Below are 23,065 nucleotides of genomic sequence, written 5' to 3' on the forward strand. Positions count from 1 at the left end.
CAATTTAAAAATGGCCCACAGTAGCCTATAAACCGCGGCTTGCTGTGGGCCTTCATTGTTATTCTAAAAGAAGTATTTCCTTTCCTACTGGCTGTTAACGGATCGTGATCGTATGCACAGTCTTCCCGCTTGCGCCGTCATTATCCGTCACCGTTAGCTCTACGGTATACGTTCCAGCTGTGGTGAATTTATGTTTCACCTTGGAACCGACCGCCGTATCACCATCGCCAAAATTCCAGCTGTAACTGACGATCTCACCGTCTACATCACGGGAAGCTTTGGCGTTAAATTGTACATTTTTGTTCTTCTTAGCGGATTCGTTAGCCTGAATAATGGCTACTGGCTTTTCATTGGATGTAGGTGGATTCGGATCAGGGTTCTGTCCTCCACCATTGGTTACATACAATCTTCCCGGCGCCTCCGTCTCCACTTCATTTCCCGCTGCATCCCTTACCCGGATCACGATGACTCCGCCTTCCAGGTTCAGAGAAGATGAAGTGAAATAAGTACCTTCATAGTGGCCTGACGAAGTCTCATTTAATGGAATATCGTTGCGGCCCAAAGTGGACAGGTTGAAAGGCAGCTCCACATGGAAGGACGCCTCCAAACCTGATGCACTGTTAAAGGATACCCGTACCGACTGCTCTGGAGTAATACGCACATCCTCAGCAGGGTTAATGTTTTCAAGCTTCGGCAGAGCTGTATCGACATACACCGAGCGCGTAACGGTTGTTTCGTTTTCGGCAAGATCCTTGGCCGTCACCGTAATTTGATTTTCACCTTCGTTGATAAGCAATCGCTTGTTAAAGGTACCGTCACTTCCAAATTCGGCTGGCTCGCCGTTAATCGTCAAATCGGTGAGGAATTCGTCATACACCGTACCGGTGACGCTCACGACACCCGCATTCGTACGGGCTCCTTCATCTGGCGAAGTCAGGATCAGACCCGGTTTAGTCTGGTCAAGTGTCACGACCACCGGTTCGGAACGATCCGTTACTTTGCCGTATACCGCTGCTTGAACACTCAGCGGATTAGCACCTGGCTGAAGATCGACCGATAGACTGAACTGACGATCCTTCACCTTCGTTGTGCCAGCTAGCTCCTTGCCGTTAAAGAGCTGAATATCGGCTCCTTCTGCCGGAGAAGTTCCTGTTACGGTAATCGTCTCTTCCTGCGTATAGGTAGCCTTCGTAGGAGTCGTAATCGTTGGAGCATTCACCGGATATCTGACGATAGCCCGGATCATGTAGTTCCCTTCCTCCTCAGGTGATTGGCTCCATGCGCCGCTTACACCTTGCCAGCTTCGAAGCGCATTGGGACTGCTTTCATCTGTAGCAAGACCCGGCGACTGTGTGCCTACAGCAGACTGTGTATATACGATGTAGAAGTCACCTTGAACCGTCACCGGCTCTGGGAGCTGCACCGTCGTCCATTGTGTCTCATCCCGTACGGCAGTCCCGTCGAATGGACCAGCCAATAATCGTCCAGGTGCTCCTGCCGCACCGGAGGCGTCATAGACAGAATATTGGAATGCCGTTCCTCCCGGATTCGGGAAAGCAGAGTTCCAGAATAGAAGCGATGCTCCTGTCACTTGAGCCACTTCCGACTCAGGCGTCATTCTGACTGCCCATGAATTGCCTGCCGCGTTAAAGGCTCTAGCATTTTCTCCTGTCCCGTCATCGTAGGCAATGCCTCCTTGGAACCCGATGAAAGGTTTCAACGTGACATTCGCTTCCACACTACCGTTCGGAGGAGCAGTAACGGATACACTGTCGCTATAATAATTCTCAGCTGAAATGGACAATGTGTATGTTCCTTCCAGCACGTCCAGCGTAAATTCTCCAGCCTCATTTGTCTCTACCGGAGCAATACGTGCATCCTCGAGCACCAACACTTTCGCTTTTTGGATCGGTTCACCGGATTGCTTGTCGGTAATGACCCCGTGAATCGTACCGTGAGGTACGGCCTGAAGACTAAAGTTTGCTCTGATAACTTTGTTATTCTCAATCGTGACTGCTTTCGTTTGAGGCACATAACCATAGGCTTCAGCCTTCAGCGTATAGTCGCCCGCTACATGGGTGAAGCTGTATTTGCCCGTGGTCGGGTCCGTTTTCACCGAACGTCCTGTTTCCAATACCGTAACCGTAGCGCTGGCTGGAAGACTGTCGAGACCGACACGTCCACGTTCCACCGTTGTTTCTGCCGGCTTCACTTTCTCCTGGAATTCACTCTTTTCAGTGCTTGTAATTTTGTACAGCGGGAATTGTTCTTCCGCTTTTTCCAGCTTGATATTCGACTCAGGTACGATGTCCTTGGTCACTGTCGCAGCTGGAATACCCAGCACACGGAAATCGTCAATGTACCAGCCGTTCTTGTTGACACTGTTATCCGATTTCAAACGGAAGCGAATTTGGATTTCATTGCCGGTGTAGCTATCCAGATTGTAATAAACCGGAGTCCATTTTTTCCCATTCGTGTTGTGAGAGAACTTGCCCAGCTCGCTCCACGTGTCGCCATTGTTTTTGGACACTTCCACATAACCGTAATCATAGCCGGCCTCAATTTCAAACCAGTGATTGAAGGTCAGTGTTGCGTTGCGTACAGCCTGCAAATTAATTTTTGGAGAAACCAGCGAAAATTCAGCTCCGTTCTCATAATTGCTATCCAGATCGGTTGCCCACACATTGGGTCTGGACGCTGCGCTCTCTGGTCCTACTTCCTTAGGAATGCCGCGTTCCCACTCATCCTTAGTACCGGAATGAGTCCAGCCATTATCCGAGCTGCCATCAAAATGATCGCTATACAGCGTATCCGGCACGTCTACTCTCAGAGAAGCCTCATTCGACTTGATTCCTTCATTGCCACTATAATCCTCGGCCGCCACTGCATAATGGTAAGTCGCTCCACCGACTGTGATGGTATCTGTGAATGTCAGTGCTGAGGTTGTACCGACGGAAGCATAATTTTTACCTGACTGGGTAGAACGATACACCTTGTACTGCTTCACATCTTCATCGGAGGAAGCATTCCAGGCCAGCGTAACGTTGCCCACAGTATCTGCTTCAGCAGTCAAATTGCTCGGCGCAGCAGGTGCAACGGTGTCTGGCTCCTGAATCGACAGATCGTCAATATACCAGCCATCTTTCACAACCGTATTGTCACTAGTAAAGTTGAACAGGAGGTACACCTTTTGACCCGCGAATGCCCGCAAATCAAGATATTGTGTTTTCCAGCCGTTGCTGGTACCGGTAAACGATAATACCTGCTCAAACGCATTCTGATTGTTTGTGGTTGCTACGTACACTTTGCCGAAATCAGAATTGTTTTCAAGATCGTACCAATGCTTGAAGCTGACCAGTGCCCCTTTGGAGCTCTCGGTCAGATCAATCGGAGGGGCCATAAAATAACTGTTGGAGTTGGTCTGATATTGGCCTTCGAGATTGGTCGCGATGACCTTTGTACCCGAATGTGCGCTTTTAGGGCCGCTTGTCGGAGTTCCCCATTTCCAAACACTGCCCTGTCCACCGATATTAATACCGGCAATGTCTTTTTCAAAGTCTTGTGTGTATCCTGGTTTTACCCCTTTAGAGATTTTCACCTTATATACTTCAGTTTCAAATCCGTTATTACCGTAATCATTTACACGAATATAGTATTCCAGACCAGCGCTATCCACCAAAAAAGTCGGGATGGATGCTTGATATGTACCATCTTTGCTGTCGCCGGAGGTCCGTTCCAGCGGAATATATACATAGTTTGACGTACCCGCTGTTTTGGCAAATGCCTCAACGGCTGTCACGCCGACATCATCCGTTACATGAGCAGTCAGAGGTATATCAATACCCTCGAATGCCGCAGCAGGCGGTGTATGCTCGAGAACAGGTGCTTCCAGATCGTCGCCACCCGTTACAACTTTACCAGACACGGAGCCCAGACCTTGCATGACCGAACCGACCGCATCCAGCGCATTAATGACACCATGTCCGTAGCCATTGTTTGGCGAAGTAGGATATGTGCTGTCCGTGCGTGGTGTAGCCGTATTCATCAAAATTTCCTCAAGTTGATCTACGGTAAGCGAATGATTCGCTTGCAGCAACAGAGCTGCAAGGGCCGCAACATGAGGTCCCGCCATGGAAGTACCGTTATATCCGCCTTTATAGGCGCCACCAGCAACAGATGACCGGATATTAACACCCGGCGCGGAAACTTCTGGCTTCACCTCACCATAGGGTGAGGGTCCTAACAATGAGAAGCTGGCCAGATTATCATTGCTATCCGTGGCTCCAGTAGCGAAGGATTCCGGATAGTTCGCCGGATTGGCTACTGAGGCAGGTCCGCCCGGATTGGAAAGAGAGGTGTTACCTGCAGAGAATTCAGGGAAGATTTGAGCATCCCGCCATGCCTGAACCACAGGCCGGAACCATTCATCAAGACCCGGTCCGCCTCCCCACGAGTTGTTCACTACGTCTGGAGCAAGCTCTGGATGAAGATTCCCTTGGGCATCTTTTGGCGCAAGCAGCCATTGGCCACCATCCAGTATAATCGCATCCGTCGTTTCCGGATTAAAAATCCGAACCGCAATCCACTTCGCACCAGGGGCAACGCCCACTCGGTTCGTTCCGTTTTCCTCAGAGCCGACCATCGTACCCATTGTATGTGTACCATGGGAATCGTCTTCCTGATCGACCGGAAGCGTTGCATGACTATGCGGATCATACCAGCTCAGCTCGGGATTCACGACATTGCCTGCCGCGTCCAGACCCCGCCATTTGCGATGAAGGGCCGGATGTGTATAATCTACACCTGTATCCAGATTGGCAACTACGATTCCGGTTCCGTCGATTCCTTTTTCCCATACTTGTGGTGCGTTAATATGGGATATGTTCCATTCCACCGTAGATGGGTCTACAGCGTTCTTACCTGCATTGCCAGGCTTAGCCGATGTTTTGCCATCGTCCTTCTCCACCTCTACAGCTTTCTCTACCGATGCAGACTTCGCCGTTGCTGCTGTCGCTGTTGCAGCTGTTTCAGCCGTTTTGACATTTGCTCCCTCTGCTTGCTTGTCAACCGTCACCTTTTGCAGATAACGCGTTTCATTCGGTAAGACTTTATCGACCTCAGGCAGTTTCGAAATATGATCCAGCACCTCCTTGGTGCTTGTTACAGCCAATGCATTGACAATAAAATAGCTTTTATATTCCTTCACTCCACCACTCTCTGATTGCTTATCCAAATAATTTTCAAGCCCATATTGGGTTCTTGAAGCGGTTTCACGCAGAGAGCTGATCACATGGCTGCGTGCAGCCATTTTGGCAGCGGAGGGTGTTATTTTCTCAAGTGAGGCCTTTTGGAGAGCATTTTTGGAAACCTTGTTAGTGTCTACCTGTTCTTTTAATTTGACCAGATAGGTAACATAGTTATTCTCCTCAAACTGTTTGGTCAGTTTCGGGGACACCTTCGCGGTCGTGACCTTGTGCGAGGCAGATTTCAGCTCCAGCTTGGAGCCATCCGGTGTGTTATTCGCCAAAGCAGGTTGAACAAAGGAAAAGGCCATTAGTAAAGATAGTCCGATGGATAGTGGTTTCTTGAATCGTTTAGGTTTAATCAATTACTTTTCCACTCCTTTTACTAGGTTTAATGTTTCTGAAATAACCTGTACAGAGTAAGACCTCATGCCTTGCACATCAAACACACGGGTTGCGCAACATGACGTGGTTGGCGATCACCTCCTTCATAGAATATAGAGGCACAAAAATATTTGGCTGTTCATAGATGGCAGTACTTCATAGGTGAGTTTACAATCCCAATAGAAGAGCGATGAAATTCAGTAGAAACCAAGGAGAAAAAGCAGGAGAACTTCGAAGAAAAACATGTTATATCATTACAGTTTATATTAAAAATTGATATATAATCATATATTATGGAATAGTATAAAGTTATCAAAACAGATATACAAGTCATTTTTTTGCATTTTTCTTGAAATTCTATGACTTTTATATTCTTTCATGTACGAAAACCCCTTTTTTGCGGCTACGTAAATAGTGCATTACACGGTTAACAGGTGTATGCAATCTCTGTACAAGCCGCTCAAAGGGATTTTCGGGGTCTTTCTTAATCCTGTCTGATTATTTTTACTTAAGTACTGAATTGACTGCAGCAAGCGCGTCGATCAGACCATATCCGTAACCATTGTTCGGTGAAGTCCGATACTGGCTATCTGTCAGCGGCGTCGCTGTTTTTGAAATAACATCCTCCAGTTGATCCACAGTCAATGATGGTTTGGCCTGAAGCAGTAATGCTGCTAATCCAGCAGTATGCGGACCTGCCATGGAGGTACCGTTCCATCCCCCCTCATACACTCCGCCCGGTACAGAAGAACGGATGTTGACACCAGGAGCCGAAATTTCAGGCTTCACTTCGCCATAAGGAGAAGGACCGCGCAGCGAGAAGCTGGCCAGCTTGTTGTTAATGTCCGTGGCTCCTGTCGCATAGGCTTCCGGCAGATTTGCCGGATTGGCTACAGACCCAGGTCCGCCCGGATTGGACAATGTTGTGTTGCCTGCGGAGAACTCAGGGAAAATCTGAGCCGCTCTCCACGCCTTGGTGACTGGACGATACCATTCATCCAGGCCAGGTCCGCCGCCCCAAGAGTTATTCACCACATCCGGTGCAAGCTCAGGGTGCTTTTTACCGTTTTTATCTACAGGAGCAAGAATCCATTGTCCACCGTCCAGCAAGATGGAGTCGGTCGTATCTGGATTGAATACTCGAACCGCAATCCATTTAGCGCCAGGGGCAACTCCGATTTCATTCGTACCGTTGCTGTCCGATCCAACGCTTGTACCCATTGTATGTGTACCATGTCCATTTGAATCAGTCGGCAGCGATGCTCCATTAACCGCATCATACCAGCTCAGTTCTGGATTAACGACCTGACCGGAAGCATTCAGACCACGCCATTTTCTTTTCAACGCCGGGTGAGTATATTCAACGCCTGTATCCAGATTGGCGACAACAATGCCTTTGCCGTCAATGCCTTTGGCCCAAACCTGTGGTGCTTTGATTTTAGAAATATTCCACTCGACACGGCTCGGCGTTACAGCATCCTTATACACGGATTCTTCCACCGATTTTTGTGCATTCTCTTCCGTCACAGCCGTATCTACAGCGGCCTGATCTGCAACCGCTTGGTCAGCTGTAGATTCCTCAACTACGGGCTGGGCATCCTTATCTATTTCTACCTTTTGCAGTTCCCGCTTTTCATCCGGTAAAATTTTGTCGATCTCAGGAAGTGTGGCCAGATTATCCATGACCTCTTTGGTGCTGGTTACCGCAAATGCGTTCACGATAAAGTAACTCTTGTACTTTTTGACGTTTCCGTTATTGACTTCCTTCTTTAAGTATTCTTCCACGGATTGTTGCGTTTTTTCTGCTGTATCCATGAGAGAGTTCACAACCGTTGTACGTACAGAAAGCTTAGCAGCAGCGGGTGAAATCTGCTCTGCAGAGGCCTTCTGAAAAGCATGCTTGGCAACTGACTCCGTATCCACCTGATCTTTCAATTTAACCAGATAAGTGACATACTCACTGGCACTGAATTGTTGGTTCAGCTTGGCTGAAACCTTGGCGGAAATGGTTGATCCTCCTGCTGAGGTGGTGGTGCTGGAATCTCCATATACCGGAGAAATTAGAGAAAAAGCAAGAAGAGCAGTAAAACTGACCGACAGCGTCTTTTTGATATTTTTCGACTTAATCAATACTTTCCATCTCCCTTTACTTGGTTTTTTAATTCTCAAGGACAACCTTCCGGGCAGCTACGTCAAAAGCTCACAAAATGGCCTCTGGTACTCACCTCCTTTAAAAATATAGATTCCGCCGGGGTGAAATCCATAGGTCATCATGCTGAGGTGAACAACCTTTGGTGCAGACCGCAAAGAACGGGCATCGGGTAGGAACAGGTAGAACAAGTTTGAAAATGGTAAGTGAAAAAAAATGAAGAAAAAGGTAGGGTAAGAAACTAGAAGTGATCGAGGAGGTAGATAAGCAAGTATTAAAATACAATTTAAAACAAAAGAATGAAACATATGGTATCTTTTGAATCTAGTATAGTGTCATAAAATCAGATATTCAAGCATTTTTTTTGAATTTTATTCCTTTTTTTTCTTGAAGAAGAGAAAAATCTCTTCCATTTTCGAAACAAATGCAATCTTCATTGTGCACTTGGTTTCGGAGATTAGAAGAGATTTTTCGGCATTCAGCAACAAGTTTAAAAAAGTGTTATCTGCCGCTATTTACAGGTATGGGAACCGAAACGGCCCCATCTGGAAAGGAAGATTTGCTTTGCTGAGGTCTGCGACATAGACTCTTACATTCCCGAAAAGCCATTTGCCTGCATCCACTGCACTGATCCTGATTCACCAGCGCAAGGGCAGCCGTAAGGGCCTCTCCTGTATGTTCAAAAAAATGCTTTTGTCCAATCATGTCGTAGCATCCGGTTTTCTGTAGTAATGCCTGCGGTTGAGGCTGGAGTCCAGAAACAAGCACCGTCCCGCCAGACTTCCGGTATTTTTGGATTAATGCGGTAAAGTTACCTTCTCCTGTCATATCCATAAAAGGGACCTTTCCCATACGCAATAACAAAATCCCTTGTAGGTGGTCCGTCCGACCTCCCACACCCGAGTTTTCCAATACCGAAGCTGCACCGAAAAATAGAGGACCTTCCACATTGTAAATAGCCACCTGTGGACAATCATGCTGATCTGTGACCATATGCGCGCCTACTTTTTCATGTTTTACAGAAGGATCAGGAAGTACCTTATCTACTGAAAGTGTACTGCTCATCCGTTTAACAAACAATACAACCGCTAGAATCAGACCTACCTCTACAGCCGTTGTCAGAGTTGTAAAAACCGTCAGCAAAAAGGTAACAACCAGCACGATAGAATCCGCTGTCCGTGTTTTGAGAATGTGCGCAAAATGCTTGCGCTCACTCATATTCCAGGCTACTACCATCAACACTGGAGCCATACTGGCCAACGGAATATTAGATGCATAAGGTGCAAAAAGCACCAGAATGAGGAGCACCACGAACCCATGTACGATGCCTGACATAGGAGAAACAGCACCGCTACGGATATTTGTGGCGGTGCGGGCAATTGCACCTGTCGCAGGAATACCGCCGAACAGCGGTGTCAGCAAATTAGCAATCCCTTGTCCAACCAGTTCACGATTGCTGCTATGCCGGGCTCCCGTCATACCGTCAGCTACCACCGCTGAAAGCAGAGATTCAATAGCTCCCAGCATTGCAATAACAAGTGCTGGCGGAAAGAGCTTCACGATCAAATCCCACGTCACCGCAGGAATATGTAGCTCAGGCAAAGATGCTGGAATTGCGCCATACGCAGAGCCAATCGTAGCCACCTGCCCTGGAAAAAGTAAAGCTGCCACCAGCGTTGACAAGAGTAGGCCAACCAGTGAGCCGGGTATCTTGGGCCATTTTTTAGGTACCAAAATAAGCGCGGCAAGACAGATACAAGCCGTCAGAATACTATATACATTTAGTGAAGGAAGTCGATGAATGAGCTCTGCCATGGAAGGCAGAAAAGTTTCATGCCTCTCTACCCCGCGCAAGCCGAGAAAGTTAGCAATCTGACCGCTGAATATCGTTACGGCAATTCCGGCCGTAAAGCCAATTGTTACTGGCTTGGGAATAAACTTAATCAGTGCCCCCAGCCTTAGCACACCCATTAAAATGAGCATAATGCCCGCCATAAAACCGGCTATGAGTAAGTTCTCATAACCGTATTGCATGACAATAGCTAGCAAAATCGGAATAAACGCACCTGTAGGTCCTCCGATCTGGAATTTGGACCCTCCCAGCAGCGAAACCAAAATTCCCGCAACAATGGTCGTATACAGCCCATATTCCGGCTTTACTCCTGATGCAATGGCAAACGCCATACCGAGTGGAATCGCCACAATCGCTACAATACTTCCAGAAATTAGATCCTTTCGCAAAGCCCCTGCGTTATAGCCTTCGAACCTTCCTATCCACTTCATTCCTGTAACCCTTCTTTTCTGTAATAGCATTACTTCTCGTTACGTATACCTTCCAGCAACGAGATAGCTTCGACCAAATGATTGTCAAAAATCCGCCGCGCCACTGCAAGCAGCTCCGTCAAAAGCGGATCACGTAGTGAATACACGACCGATGTACCTTCCTTGAAGCTGTTCACCAAATTTTTGGCCCGTAAAACGGCCAATTGCTGCGATACGGCAGAACCTTCAGAACCGAGCGCAGTCTGCAGCTCGTTCACATTCCGTTCTCCTTCACTCAGCACCTCCAAAATGCGGATGCGCAGAGGGTGAGCCAATGCTTTGAAAAAGTCGGCCTTAAATTTCTGGAGATCTCCTTCCATGCCTGCTCCGTCCCCCTCACAGAATTGTCCTATAAGCGATCAACAATATCTGAATATTTGAATATTTAGTACAATAACAGCTTCGGGCCAATTGAACTATGATGTTACTCACACTTCCCCATGAGTAAAGTCACATTTTCCCACACTTCTACCTTTCAGGGGTTGACAGCTTCCACAGGTTTCCATTAACATAGCAATTAACTTTAAGAAAAGGGGGCCGACAGACATGACCGAGCTTTACATGATAACGACAGACAGGCAGCATGATACAACCACATATTTGAGTTTTCGTCTCATCGGCCCCGTTCGGGCGACATGATGGGTGATATCACGCTGTCTGACGGCGTGATTAGCCGGGCTTTTTTATTTTTTTATGCTATTGGAAGAACAGGTTATTTTACGTATTTATGATGTGTTGATCATAAAATGTAATAACACTTTCGGTGCAAGAAGCCGTAGACGACAAGTCTGCGGCTTTTTTGTTTTTTAAATCTTTTTATGCAAGTATTTATGAATTTACTTGAAGAAGGGAACTGCCCATTTATATGAATATACAACATACAACCGACTCGTCCTTGCATGAAGGACCATACAGCCATCTGATGAAGCTTCCGGCAGGTGATCTAACCGTCTATGCTTCTCAGCAACTTTTCTCCTCACTGGATTACAAGGTGTTCGAGATGGCTAATAACAATTTACAAATTCCAGGTATCCGCTATATGGGATACACACCAGATGTACATGTAGGCGTCGGAACCTGCATCGGTACGACTGCAGTATGGGGAATGGAGGACGGCTATGTATCCCCCTCCATCGTCGGCAGTGATATTGGCTGCGGCATGCGCGTACACCTGACCAATCTGCACAAGGATGCTTTGAAGGAAACCAAGCTGCGCCGTAAGCTGGTCAAAACCATCGACAAATATTTGCCCATGGAAGCCCACCAGCGCGGGCATTATTCGGATATCCGACTGGAGCATATTGTACGCAAGGGTCTACACGGCTTACCCAACAAATATATTCCGGACAGCTACACTCCTAAGAAATCCACCTCACTCACCCATGTAGAGCACAGTAAATTCTCCTTTGACGAGGAGGTGCTGAATCTTGTCGAAGACCGTACATGGCATCGGGCTCACCGACAGCTCGGCACACTGGGTGGAGGCAATCATTTCGTCGAAATTCAGGCGATTGAAATCGCGGAGGAAAACCGTGAAACAGCTGAAGCTTGGGGGATGTTCGACGGTCAGGTGGCTGTGATGATTCATTCTGGATCGCGGGCTTGGGGTGGAGCAGTCAGCCAAGCCAGTTCATCTGCCATTGCCAAGACGATGAGCCGTCTCGGACTCGGTACCTCTGACCCGAGACTGGTCTTCGCACCGCTGGACCATCCCGAAGCTGCACATTATGTCGATATGATGTATTCAGCGCTGAATTATGCCGTGGTGAACCGACATCTCATCGCATACTCCGTGCGTGAAGCCTTCCGCGATGTCTTTGGTACAAAGTGCGAGTTGCGTACTTTGTACGATCTAATGCACAATTATGCTTGGGAGGAATCCCATCCGGATCACGGGAGCGTGTTTGTGCATCGTAAAGGTGCTACGCGTGCTCTTCCAGCAGGACACCCCGACAATCCGCGGCCTTATCAGGCGACAGGGCATCCGGCCCTGATTCCCGGCTCTATGGGAACAGCCTCTTATATTATGGTAGGTTTACCGGGCGGTCAGGATAACTTCCACTCCATTTGCCATGGAGCAGGCCGTATTCGTTCGCGTTCTGCGACCAAACGACTCGTCAGTGTGGACGATTTTGCAGATGCTCTGGGTGTAGGGACAGACGACGAAATTGTGGTCAATCAGGCATCACTGGAAAGCATTATCGACGAATCTCCACAAGCCTACAAAAATGTAGATGATATTATCGAAAGTGTCACCGGGGCAGGACTCGCAGCAGTTGTAGCCAAATGCAAGCCGCTAGCCGCCCTGAAAGGAGCCAAATAATTTGAGTATAGACATCCCAGCTATTTACGAATTTGATGAACGTACAGATGGACGCATTACCGGTTATGCCGCTTATGCCCGTCTGATCGACGGTATCAGTGAAGCACTCTATAACCGCTACGGCGTAAAATACGTGCTGTATGCCAGCGATGATCCCAATATTGAGTATTGGGATCTGCTGGAGGAGGATATTCGTTCAGGCAGTCCCGACCTGGAGCATGTGGCACGGGTCTTCGATCGTTTGGAGGAACGCACCATCCAGTATGACGATGACGGGCCGACTCCTGAATACGGCGTGCATCTGTCGATGCGTAATAATGTATTCGCCTATCCCAAGTGGGGCATCGCGCTGGCGCGAGTTCCCTTTTTCCGTGATAATGGCGTGTACAATGAAGATTACGTATTTGCAATAGGCGACCAGGAACTGCAAGGCTTCCTCGCGGGAGTACGCGGTCGTGAACGTAAGCAGAATATGAAGCGTGTCACCGTTTTTACCGACACAAGCCGTGGACTTTCTCGGCAGGCAGAGCCGATAACCCGGGCAATTACGCGGGATGACGTGATTTTGAAAGCGGAAATCAAACGGGATATTTTCCGATCACTCGACCAGTTTTTTGAAGCGGATCGTACCTTCTATCAGACTTATAACATTCCTTACAAGCGCGGCATTCTACTATACGGCCATCCGGGCAACGGTAAAACAACACTTGTAAAATCAATTGCCAGCAGTGTACCGGGTCCGGCAGCCTACTGGCAAATTACAGAATATACAACTAGTGAATCGGTCAAAGAGGTGTTTGAGGCGGCTACTCGCCTGGCTCCGATGGTGCTGGTTATTGAGGACATTGATTCCATGCCTCAGGAGGTTCGTTCCTTTTTCCTGAATACCCTCGACGGCGCTACATCCAAGGAGGGCATCTTCCTGATCGGAACGACCAATTATCCCGAGAAAATCGACCCGGGTCTGATGAACCGGGCAGGGCGTTTCGACCGTGCCTATGAAATTAGTTTGCCTGACGAAGCGCTGCGACTGGCGTATCTCAAGCTGCGCAACTTCCTTGTTTTCGCAGGGGAAACAGGTACGCAGAAGGCAGCAGCCATGACTGACGGGTTTTCGCTGGCACAGCTCGGAGAACTGTATGTCAGCGCTGCTCTGGAGTGGCATGAGCAAGGAAAAGCCGATATTGAGCTGATTATTAAAGGTATGCGAGGCGAGCTCGATAAGAGCCGCAAGCAGGACTGGTTGAAAAATGTGGCCGAAGGACGCGTTGGATTCTTTTGAGTTATCCACTCATTGCCTTATCAAGAAATTTATGTTACGTTGATATACAATAAAGTATCGAAAGGGTGACCTTAAGCCATTGATCTACTAATCCTATTCCACCATAGAAAAAATCGTAATCTTACGAATTTTCTGGATAGGATTAGTGTAGGCTTGGGGCATTAACGGTAAGAGCATTGCTTCTATGACGGGAGCAGTGTATCTTCTCGTTCGTATGTCTACCTCCTATCCAGAAACCAATGGATAAGGAGGTTTTTTGCATGAAAAGAATACTTGGAATTCTAATGATTAATATCTTCATCGTTATGGTGGGCGTTGGTTTAATTACCCCTATTCTGCCGGAATTGATCATTGAATTTGGTGCCAGTGGGCGAGCAATCGGTTTATTGGTAGCAGCCTATGGCATAACGCAATTCCTGCTCTCTCCCCTGACCGGACAGCTGTCTGATCGATATGGGAGAAAAGTTTTTATCGTCGTAGGTGTTATTGTTTTTGCTGTAGCTAAATTTATCTTTGCTATTGGATATGAGCTGTGGATGCTGTATACCTCAAGACTTCTGGAAGGAATGGCAGCAGCCCTGATTGTTCCACCGATGATGGCATATGTAGCGGATATTACAACAACCGAAGAACGCGCCAAAGGGAACAGCCTGCTCGCCGCAGCCATGTCATTCGGATTTGTTATTGGACCTGGACTGGGTGGTCTTCTTGCAGGATATGGAACGAGAGTGCTGCTTTACGCAGCGACAGGTGCTGCTATGGCTGCTGTTATTTTTTCAGTGATTTGTTTGCCAGAAAGTTTATCGAAAGAGCAAATGAAAGCAGCGCGGGCAAGAATTATTCAGAAGGAATCTATTTACAAACAATACGCGAGATCATTGAAGTCAAAATATACGATGCTCTTTGTACTTGTCCTGGTGATGACCTTTGGACTCGCTAATTTTGAATCTGTTCTTGGTTTATATGTAACGAACCGCTTCCAATTCTCGCCGCAAAATATTGCTGTCATTCTGACCGCAGGTGCTGTGATCGGAGTCGGTATGCAAGCATTAGTTGTTGCTAAAATAATCAATAAGTTTGGTGAACAAAGGGTGATCAAAGGATCGCTTCTTTTCACCTCGGTTGCTTATATTTTATTTCTCTTAGCCAAAGATTTCTGGAGTATCTTCATTGTCACTTCTCTTATTTTCTTTGCCACAGCTATGCTTCGTCCAGCTCTTAATACACAATTATCGAAGATGGCCGGGAATGAGCAAGGATATGTAGCTGGTATGAATAATGCCTATATGAGTGTTGGGAATATTTTAGGCCCTACTCTAGCGGGATTTTTATTGGATGCAAATCTGTTCGCTCCATTCATAGCAGGCTGTTGTATTCTATTGATTACTTTTTTGCTTACATTAAAATTGAAATAAAAGAGGACAACTGATCAGCAAAAGGCAGCTACGGGTGCGAGGCTTTATTTTTCAATGCCCGGCTGTAGCTGCCTTTTTATTCAGTCTAATCGCTTATTTTAATAAATACTGTAATTCTCTTTATTCTGCTTCCCCGCTTAGACGATTCAAAAACTGAATAGCCCGTGGACTGGTGGGCTGCTCCAAGACCTCATGCGGCGCACCCTGCTCGACGATTACGCCCTGATCCATCAAAATCACATGGTCCGCGACCTCGGCTGCAAATTTCATTTCATGGGTGACAATGACCATAGTCATTCCTTCGGCAGCCAGTTGCTTCATGACCTTGAGCACCTCGCCTACCAACTCAGGATCGAGGGCGGAGGTCGGCTCGTCGAACAAAAGTACCTCAGGTTCGACCGCCATTGCCCGGGCAATACCGACTCTTTGCTGTTGTCCTCCTGATAACTGATGCGGATAGGATTCCGCTTTATCAGCCAACCCCACTTTTTTAAGCAACTCCAATGCACGTTTGCGCGCCTCGTCCTTGCTCTTTTTCTGAACCGTGACTTGTCCCTCCATCACATTTTGTACTGCTGTCATATGCGGGAAGAGGTTGTAGGATTGAAACACCATCCCTGTCCGCTTGCGCAGCGCCAAAATATTTTCTTGCCGGAGCTTCGTTCCTTTCGCAAAATTCAGTGCAATATCCCCTACTTGGATCTCTCCTTGGTCAGGAATCTCCAGCAAATTCAAACAGCGTAAAAACGTTGTTTTACCAGAACCGGAAGGACCGATGATAACAAGCACTTTCCCCTTACCCAACGTCACGTCAACACCTTTAAGCACTTCCAGCGAGCCGAACGATTTGTGTATATTCCGAATTTGGATCACCGGTACAATCTCCTTTATCTGACGGAAAAACGGCCTAGTCGCTTCTCCAGGTAATTTTGCAGCACAGTCAAAATAGTGCTAAACAGCAGGTATATAACCCCCGCCTCGGTATACACCAATAGCGGTTCGTATGTGGTAGCTACAATCTGGTTAGCCGTTCTGAACATTTCCACATACGTGATGGTCGCAGCCAGTGAGGTATCCTTCACCAAGCTAATGAATGAATTAGCCAACGGAGGTACGGACACACGGGATGCTTGCGGTAGCACGATACGTCGCAATACTTGCCAGCGCGTCATCCCCAGGGAGTATCCCGCCTCCCATTGGCCTTCCTGAATAGATATGATAGCTGCACGTATAATTTCAGAGCTATAAGCCCCTACGCTGAGGGTAAAGCCGATTACTGAAGCAATAAACGGGTCCAGTGTAATACCCACGGAAGGTAAACCATAGAAAATAATATACAACTGCACCAGCAACGGAGTTCCTCGAATCACCCATACATAGAAGCCGAAAATCAGCTTGAGTATTCTCCATTTGGACAGACGGGCTAACGCTGTAATCAGCGCCAGCACGAGTCCCAGAGCAAAGGAGATAAGCGTGAGCGGAATCGTAAAAGAAACCCCTGCTTTTAGCAGAGGCAATAATGAATCCATAATGATTTGTATTTGGCGATCATCCATTGTACAGACATCCTTTGAAAAGATAGGTTTGAGAAGATTCGGTTCGACTTGGCGAACGTTTGGTCTTCATTTATTATTTGGATACGTCGGCTCCAAAATATTTCTCGGAAATTTTCAGATACGTACCATCAGCCTTCATATCAGCCAGCGCTTTGTTTACTTCCTTGATCAAATCCTCGCTGCCTTTATTGAATACAGCTGCGCTGTGTGAAGCATCTGAAGATTCGTCCACCTTTTTAATTGGTGCGTCAGGCTTTTGCTTTTTCAGATCAAGATAGGATAATCCATCATTGACGGTCGCATCCACCCGCTTGGAAGTCAGGAGGTCAATGGCTTGGTTGAATCCCTCTGTTGCCACAATTTCTGCTCCGTTGCTTTTCGCGATTTGAGTCAGGTTACTGGTCAGGGATTGCCCAGCCTTTTTCCCTTTTAGATCAGCAAATTTCTGGATGTCTGTATTGTCTTCGCTTACGATCAGAACTGCCTTGGAAACAATGTACGGATCAGAAAAATCATATTTTTGCTTGCGCTCATCTGTAATGGATACTTCATTGAACACCGTGTCAAACCGCTTGGAGTTCAACCCTGCGAATATGCCGTCCCATTGCGTCTCGATAAACTCCGGTTGTACACCCAGGCGTTTGCTCACTTCAGTCGCAATATCGACATCGAAGCCTGTCAGTTTCCCTGCAGCATCATGGTAGGTAAACGGAGCATAGGTGCCTTCCGTGCCAATTCTCAGCTTGCCGCTTGCTTTTACAGATTCAAGAGTAGCTGTAGCAGTAGTATCTGCTTTTCCATTATTAGATCCGTTATCTCCGGTAGATGCATTATTGGTACTGGCGCCTTTATCGTTGTTACCGCAGGCCGAAACCAGCAATGCCATCACGATGAGTACAATCGGCAAAAAACTAAATTTTTTCATGGTATCCACACTCTTTCCCTTTTTCTTGATAACCTAGCACGCGGCTGGTCATTGAATAGTACATCATTCATTTTCACGCGTCAATGCTTTTATCCAATAATCCCTATGCAAAAGGTGAGCTATATATCTTTGCAGCCTAAAGTTATTCTAGGTTGACTCTTTCATTGGCAGGCTATTCATTACAACTCCCCTCACAGCAACTTTTTCTGTACCCTTACGTTAGAGATTTCGTATAATAGGTTTTAATATGCAGTTTAGAAATATACCGGAGTGTGATCATGGATACCCAAAATTCAACCTTATCCTCTACTTCACCTGAAGGAAGTCACTCGGCTTGGGCTACCTTCACTTCACCTTTAAAACAATCCAAAGCGTTCACCTTGTTGTGGCTTGGACATTGGATCGCAATGTTGGGGAGCTCAGTCACCACAGTCATTTTGCCACTGGTTATCTATTCCCTAACAGGCTCAACTACTATCATGGGACTGGCGATGACTGTTTATATGCTGCCTAACGTACTTATTCTGCCTTTCGCAGGCATGATCGTGGACAGAATTGACCGAATTCGTCTCCTTCTGTTTACGAATATCGCACGGTTTGGGCTGATGTTCATTGCGGCGGTGTTGATGTTTACGGGCGGGATGAAATTGCCGCTTCTATTCGTTGGCCTAGCGTTGTACGGATTGATGGACGGTATTTTTAATCCCGCTTATTCTGCCTTACGTGCACAGGTGTTCACACCGGACATACGCAATGCAGCCAACGCGCTTAGTCAGATCAGTATACAAGCCGTCCGTCTACTTGGCCCTCCGTTAGGAGGCTTCATTGTATCTTTTTCCTCACCGGGTATCGGCTTTGGACTGGATTCTATCGCTTATCTGATATCTTTCGCCTGTTTTTGGATGCTGAGCGCTCATTTGGCCTCCATCATCGGCAAAGGTCAGGTAGATCCAGAACAGCTAGATCAGGGTGGACAGCATTTTCTCAAGGATTTTATCGCAGGCTTTACCATTCTCAAAAGCCACCCCTGGCTATGGATTACGATTCTTGCCTTTTCCTTCATTAATATTTGTTATTCAGGCATTATCGCTGTACTCATTCCGTGGCTGTTCAAGGTTCATCATGGCTACAGTCCAGTCGTATACGGCATTGCGATGGCAAGTAGCGGCATTGGCGCCATGCTGGGGGCCTTTGTGTATGGATCACGCAAGCATTGGAAGCATCGCGGCCTGCTCGCATACTTAGGAGCTTTTGTCAGCGGTCTTGCTTTACTACTGTTGTCTTTAGTCACTTGGATGCCAGGACTGATTATGAGCATGATGCTCGAAGGATTTGGCATTATGATATTTGCGATTATCTGGGAGACAAGCCTTCAGGAATTAGTCCCAGCCGAGTCTTTTGGACGTGTAGCTAGTCTGGATCTAATGTTTTCCTTTGCCCTGCTCCCTGTCGGCTATCTGGCCGTAGGTGCTGTAGCGGATAAGTTTGGTGGTATGTTCACAATTGGCATGTTTGCAGCCATCGGCATGTGTATCGTGCTGGGCGTTCTATGTGTTCCTCATATCAGGCGTTTTCAATAGGAAAAATTCGTCACTTTTCCTCAAAAAAAGCTGCTCCCACAGGTTCATTTTCGAACCTTGCGGAAGCAGCCTCTTTTCCATTTTAGCCTTGTGCCCCATAGGGGCTAGTCTATTCAATGATTCGTAAAGTTAGCCTCTACTCCGTCCAACAGAACGGAAGATCAAGCTTACAATCACGACCAGCACAATCGCACCAATTAATGCAGGAACGATGTAGAACGATCCGATTTCAGGACCCCAGTTTCCCAGAATCAAGCTACCCAACCATGCGCCGATAAAACCAGCGATGATGTTACCTATCACGCCACCCGGTACATCACGACCTGCAATAATTCCTGCCAACCAACCAATAATACCACCAACAATCAATGCCCATAACCAACTCATTTTGCGTCACCTCGTTTAAGTTTTTATCGTTGTGTTCTATTATTAACCACTCGAACTCCTTTTGAACACACAAAAGACAATTGGTTAATATTACCACAGGACGGAACACTGATTTAGGGACTTGATACCATTTTACGTGCCTCTACGACTATTTATACCCCTTGTGTGAAAAGTGTGTCTCATATGCGTTTATCCTTGTATTCCTGCTTTTTTTATGCCATCCTCACATTATAGCTTCATTAATGTCACTTCATGCATAAGTTACAAAAATAACAGATTTTAAGGAGTGACCCCAACTGGAGTGTCGAGTAGGATGTGCCGCGTGCTGTATTGCCATTACGATTTCTTCCCCTATTCCCGGCATGCCAGATGGAAAACCAGCTGGTGTTCCTTGCCCTCAGCTAACTTCCGATTACCGTTGCCGATTGTTTGGCAAACCTGAGCGCCCAGTTGTATGCAGTGGATTCCATGCTGATGAGGATACGTGTGGAAGCACTAATGAAAGAGCATTTGAGCTGCTGAGAGAGCTGGAGGAGTCAACTTTACCGGGTAAAGCTTAAGGAGAAGTTCATTCTATATGAAGGAGAATTTTAATTATGAATGTTATTGAAAAAAGAATTACCGAATTGAAGCAATATCGGCCCGATCTTACCGCCCCGAAGGATATCGATTTATTCTGGGCCAAAACACTGGAAGAAGTCCACACCAAACCTGTACGTGCGTTCAAAACTCTCGTAGAAACGCCATATCCTCATATTCTTGCTTACCGGGTTACTTTTGAGGGTGTCGATGATACACCTCTGCATGCCTGGTATGTACGCCCCCGATTTGCCGGAGATCAAAAGCTGCCGTGTATCGTTCTGTTTCATGGCTATACAGGCGGAAAAGGCTATCCTGAAGATTATTCCTCCTGGCTCATGCTTGGCTTTGCGGTATTGGCCGTAGATGTGCGTGGCCAGGGAGGAGAAACGGGAGACCGTCTGGGTGATCCTCATGGTACGGTTAAAGGCTGGGTAACGAAAGGAATATTGGACAAGGATACCTGCTACTACAAAACGATTACAACCGATGCCCTTAGAGCCGTAAATTGGGTAGCGGAGCAGCCGGATGTCGATTCGGCTAAAATCGCAATCAGTGGCGCCAGTCAGGGCGGCGGACTTTCATTAATGGTGGCTGCGCTCAGCGATAAAGCTGCTATTACGGTAGCGGATATCCCCAATATGTGTCATATGGATTTTGGTATGATGAATTCTACCAGTTCACTGACGGAAGCAGCTGAATTTGCCAACCGATTCCCTGAGCATTTGGAACAGGTACTACATACATTAAGTTATTTTGACGTGATGAATCTGGCTCATCGCATTCGTACCCCGATCATGGTATCGGTAGGGTTCAAGGATACGGTGTGTATGCCAGAGACGATTTTCGCCGCTTATAACCGTATTGAATCACCTAAAACGATTGAAATTTATCCGTTTACCGGACATTGGGTTGAAGGCTTTCAAAGACGCAAAACGGCAGAATTTTTAGTTCAGCATTTTTCATAATTCGCTTCCCAACGCTCGAAAGTACAATAAATAGAATGATTCCTCCGGTGCACAAAAAAGAACACCACGCGTCAAACTGCGTAATGTTCTTTTCTACTGCATCGGGGCCAGTCCCGCTTCCGCCAGACAAACTCCTCGACACTTGACACGAAACAAATCTTCTAAGATTACGATGCAGCTCGCTGTTCTGCTGCCGAATCCCCTGTCCATTTTCGCACCCAAATAAAATCCATAATCATCAGACCAAACGGGATGAAGGAGGCAAACATAATAAAAAGAGGCCGCCGTATAGACCAGTGCAGTGCTGTTTTTCCATAGATTAAAGCAACGAGGAGCAACAAAAAGCTCACCCGGTATATGTTACCAATCACCATAACCGCCTGGGTCATACCCGCAGCTTGCAGCGGCTGGTGGGTGAATAGTATCGCCAAATAAGCTATAGCTTGAATCCAGAGCATGAGTCGGACACGCCCCAAAGGTGTTCTTAACACAAATTCAATCCCCTCTCCATAAGCAAGGATGTTCTCTCATCCTTTACACATCCTTTATTATAACGAAAAGGTCCCCAAACTCCAACCTATCCATTTTTGAATTTTGACCTAATGAGTTGTGTCTGATACAGTTGTGTAAGAGGTGATTATAAATGCTTAAACTGGGTATACTGGACCAGTCTCATATTCCTGAAGGCGGTACTGCTCAGGATGCATTATCCAATACAACCGATTTAGCGCGTGAAGCTGATCAACTGGGATATAGCCGTTATTGGGTATCCGAACATCATGCGTCCAAAACACTAGCGCACTCCAGCCCTGAGGTGCTGATTGCGCATTTGGCTGCTCACACATCACGCATTCGTGTGGGTTCAGGCGGTATTATGCTGCCACACTACAGCGCGTATAAAGTCGCCGAAAACTTCCGCTTGCTGGAGGCGCTCCATCCAGGACGCATCGACCTGGGAATAGGGCGTGCTCCTGGTGGTTTACCGCTTGCTACTCGTGCACTGCAGGAAGGCAAGTACCAGTCTGTCGAACAATATCCACAGCAGATTCTCGATTTAATCGACTACTTCCATGATTCGGTGCCTGACAATCATCGATTTGCCGGTCTTCATGCCTCCCCGATGATATCGACCGTTCCTGAATTATGGTTGCTCGGCTCCAGCGGAGAGAGCGCCAGATTGGCCGCGATGATGGGTGCCTCCTATGCCTTTGCCCAATTTTTCGGGACTCCAGGTGGTGTAGAAGCTACCGCACGTTACCACGAGCAATTCCAGCCTTCGATCCTGGGTGATAAGCCCCATTCCATGGCGGCAGTTACGGTGGCCTGCGCGGAAACCGAAGAGGAAGCTGAGCAACTGGCGTCCAGTGCTAGTTTGTATTTCCTTTTGCTCATGCAAGGTAAAGAAATGAGTTCTCTTCCGTCGGTGAAAACAGCAATGTCTTATCCGTACACGGAGTTGGATCGTGAGCGGCTGCGTCAGTCCGCAGCATGGCGTGTTGTTGGTACCCCTGAACAGTGTAAAGAACAGCTACTAAGACTGGCTGAGCAGTATCGTACCGATGAGTTACTGGTCGTTTCATCCATTCATGACTTTGATAAACGTGTTCAGTCCTACCGTCTGCTGGCCAAAGCTTTTGGTTTGGTATAGACGCAATTGAACGGAGGCTGAGCTTCAGAAACATAAAAACCCCCGCCTGCCTAAGATGGCAACAGCGGGGGTTTGTCGTAGAGAAGGGTTCATTGGAACCAACCCCTCTGCACTATGGAAGTAATTCAAGTACCACAAAAGTCGAACATAACATGGTACTTTGGTAGTATATACACCGAAACTAAAGTGCCAGTCATGCCCTCCTAAAGTTCCAGTTCGTATATACCAAAGGCGCATATTCAATACTCCAAACCTTGGAAAGATGGCATCCAAAAGTCCCGTATCTTTACTCGTTTCGATAAAG

General features: G+C 47.2%; 16 protein-coding genes. 7 read left to right on the top strand and 9 right to left on the bottom strand.

Translation table 11 applies throughout. The features are described 5' to 3' along the window. Positions 1-94 precede the first annotated feature (94 nt). The 4 genes from NSQ68_RS18675 to NSQ68_RS18690 all read right to left on the bottom strand — a co-directional run bounded on the left by NSQ68_RS18675 (position 95) and on the right by NSQ68_RS18690 (position 10,418). Entirely contained in the window at positions 95-5,608 is a 5,514-nt protein-coding gene (locus tag NSQ68_RS18675; RefSeq protein ID WP_342426835.1) for a S8 family serine peptidase, read from the bottom strand. Between the two features lie 523 nt (positions 5,609-6,131). After that, positions 6,132-7,757 (bottom strand): S8 family serine peptidase, encoded by a 1,626-nt coding sequence (locus NSQ68_RS18680; RefSeq protein ID WP_342426836.1) that lies wholly within the window; start codon positions 7,755-7,757, stop codon positions 6,132-6,134. A gap of 520 nt (positions 7,758-8,277) precedes the next feature. Beyond that, positions 8,278-10,059 carry a SulP family inorganic anion transporter gene (locus NSQ68_RS18685; RefSeq protein WP_342426837.1) on the bottom strand — a complete coding sequence of 594 codons (1,782 nt, stop codon included), beginning with the start codon at positions 10,057-10,059 and terminating at the stop codon, positions 8,278-8,280. A gap of 29 nt (positions 10,060-10,088) precedes the next feature. Continuing rightward, complete coding sequence (locus NSQ68_RS18690; protein WP_013311437.1) at positions 10,089-10,418, bottom strand: metalloregulator ArsR/SmtB family transcription factor; 330 nt, start codon at positions 10,416-10,418, stop codon at positions 10,089-10,091. Positions 10,419-10,963: 545 nt separating this feature from the next. Here NSQ68_RS18690 and NSQ68_RS18695 point away from each other — a divergent pair. From NSQ68_RS18695 to NSQ68_RS18705, 3 genes are all read left to right on the top strand, one after another. After that, complete coding sequence (locus NSQ68_RS18695; protein WP_342426838.1) at positions 10,964-12,421, top strand: RtcB family protein; 1,458 nt, start codon at positions 10,964-10,966, stop codon at positions 12,419-12,421. A 1-nt stretch (position 12,422) separates the two neighbouring features. Next, entirely contained in the window at positions 12,423-13,703 is a 1,281-nt protein-coding gene (locus tag NSQ68_RS18700; protein ID WP_307347649.1) for an AAA family ATPase, read from the top strand. 260 nt (positions 13,704-13,963) lie between these two features. After that, positions 13,964-15,118 (top strand): MFS transporter, encoded by a 1,155-nt coding sequence (locus tag NSQ68_RS18705; RefSeq protein ID WP_342426839.1) that lies wholly within the window; start codon positions 13,964-13,966, stop codon positions 15,116-15,118. A 120-nt stretch (positions 15,119-15,238) separates the two neighbouring features. On the opposite strand, the gene NSQ68_RS18710 is transcribed toward NSQ68_RS18705, so the two are convergent. The 3 genes from NSQ68_RS18710 to NSQ68_RS18720 form a co-directional block, all read right to left on the bottom strand. Next, complete coding sequence (locus tag NSQ68_RS18710; RefSeq protein WP_342426840.1) at positions 15,239-15,991, bottom strand: amino acid ABC transporter ATP-binding protein; 753 nt, start codon at positions 15,989-15,991, stop codon at positions 15,239-15,241. A 14-nt stretch (positions 15,992-16,005) separates the two neighbouring features. Continuing rightward, positions 16,006-16,674: an amino acid ABC transporter permease gene (locus NSQ68_RS18715; protein WP_029515651.1), complete on the bottom strand. Its 669-nt coding sequence runs from the start codon at positions 16,672-16,674 to the stop codon at positions 16,006-16,008. 73 nt (positions 16,675-16,747) lie between these two features. Then, positions 16,748-17,599 (bottom strand): amino acid ABC transporter substrate-binding protein, encoded by an 852-nt coding sequence (locus tag NSQ68_RS18720; RefSeq protein ID WP_043882305.1) that lies wholly within the window; start codon positions 17,597-17,599, stop codon positions 16,748-16,750. 278 nt (positions 17,600-17,877) lie between these two features. Here NSQ68_RS18720 and NSQ68_RS18725 point away from each other — a divergent pair, with 278 nt between their 5' ends. After that, positions 17,878-19,179: an MFS transporter gene (locus NSQ68_RS18725; protein ID WP_342426841.1), complete on the top strand. Its 1,302-nt coding sequence runs from the start codon at positions 17,878-17,880 to the stop codon at positions 19,177-19,179. A gap of 129 nt (positions 19,180-19,308) precedes the next feature. Here NSQ68_RS18725 and NSQ68_RS18730 read toward each other — a convergent pair whose 3' ends face one another. Beyond that, positions 19,309-19,566: a GlsB/YeaQ/YmgE family stress response membrane protein gene (locus NSQ68_RS18730; protein ID WP_023989828.1), complete on the bottom strand. Its 258-nt coding sequence runs from the start codon at positions 19,564-19,566 to the stop codon at positions 19,309-19,311. Positions 19,567-19,862: 296 nt separating this feature from the next. On the opposite strand from NSQ68_RS18730, the gene NSQ68_RS18735 reads away from it, so the two are divergent. Further along, positions 19,863-20,126 carry a YkgJ family cysteine cluster protein gene (locus NSQ68_RS18735; RefSeq protein ID WP_013311446.1) on the top strand — a complete coding sequence of 88 codons (264 nt, stop codon included), beginning with the start codon at positions 19,863-19,865 and terminating at the stop codon, positions 20,124-20,126. A gap of 36 nt (positions 20,127-20,162) precedes the next feature. Next, positions 20,163-21,113: an acetylxylan esterase gene (locus NSQ68_RS18740; RefSeq protein WP_342426842.1), complete on the top strand. Its 951-nt coding sequence runs from the start codon at positions 20,163-20,165 to the stop codon at positions 21,111-21,113. A 167-nt stretch (positions 21,114-21,280) separates the two neighbouring features. Here the strand turns inward: NSQ68_RS18740 and NSQ68_RS18745 are convergent, their stop codons facing one another. After that, positions 21,281-21,604 (bottom strand): DUF3817 domain-containing protein, encoded by a 324-nt coding sequence (locus NSQ68_RS18745; protein ID WP_342426843.1) that lies wholly within the window; start codon positions 21,602-21,604, stop codon positions 21,281-21,283. A gap of 152 nt (positions 21,605-21,756) precedes the next feature. On the opposite strand from NSQ68_RS18745, the gene NSQ68_RS18750 reads away from it, so the two are divergent. After that, positions 21,757-22,761 carry an LLM class flavin-dependent oxidoreductase gene (locus tag NSQ68_RS18750; RefSeq protein WP_013311449.1) on the top strand — a complete coding sequence of 335 codons (1,005 nt, stop codon included), beginning with the start codon at positions 21,757-21,759 and terminating at the stop codon, positions 22,759-22,761. Positions 22,762-23,065: the final 304 nt, after the last annotated feature.

Origin of the sequence: Paenibacillus sp. FSL L8-0158, from assembly GCF_038592965.1 — a bacterium.
In the GTDB taxonomy this organism is placed as follows: domain Bacteria; phylum Bacillota; class Bacilli; order Paenibacillales; family Paenibacillaceae; genus Paenibacillus; species Paenibacillus polymyxa_D.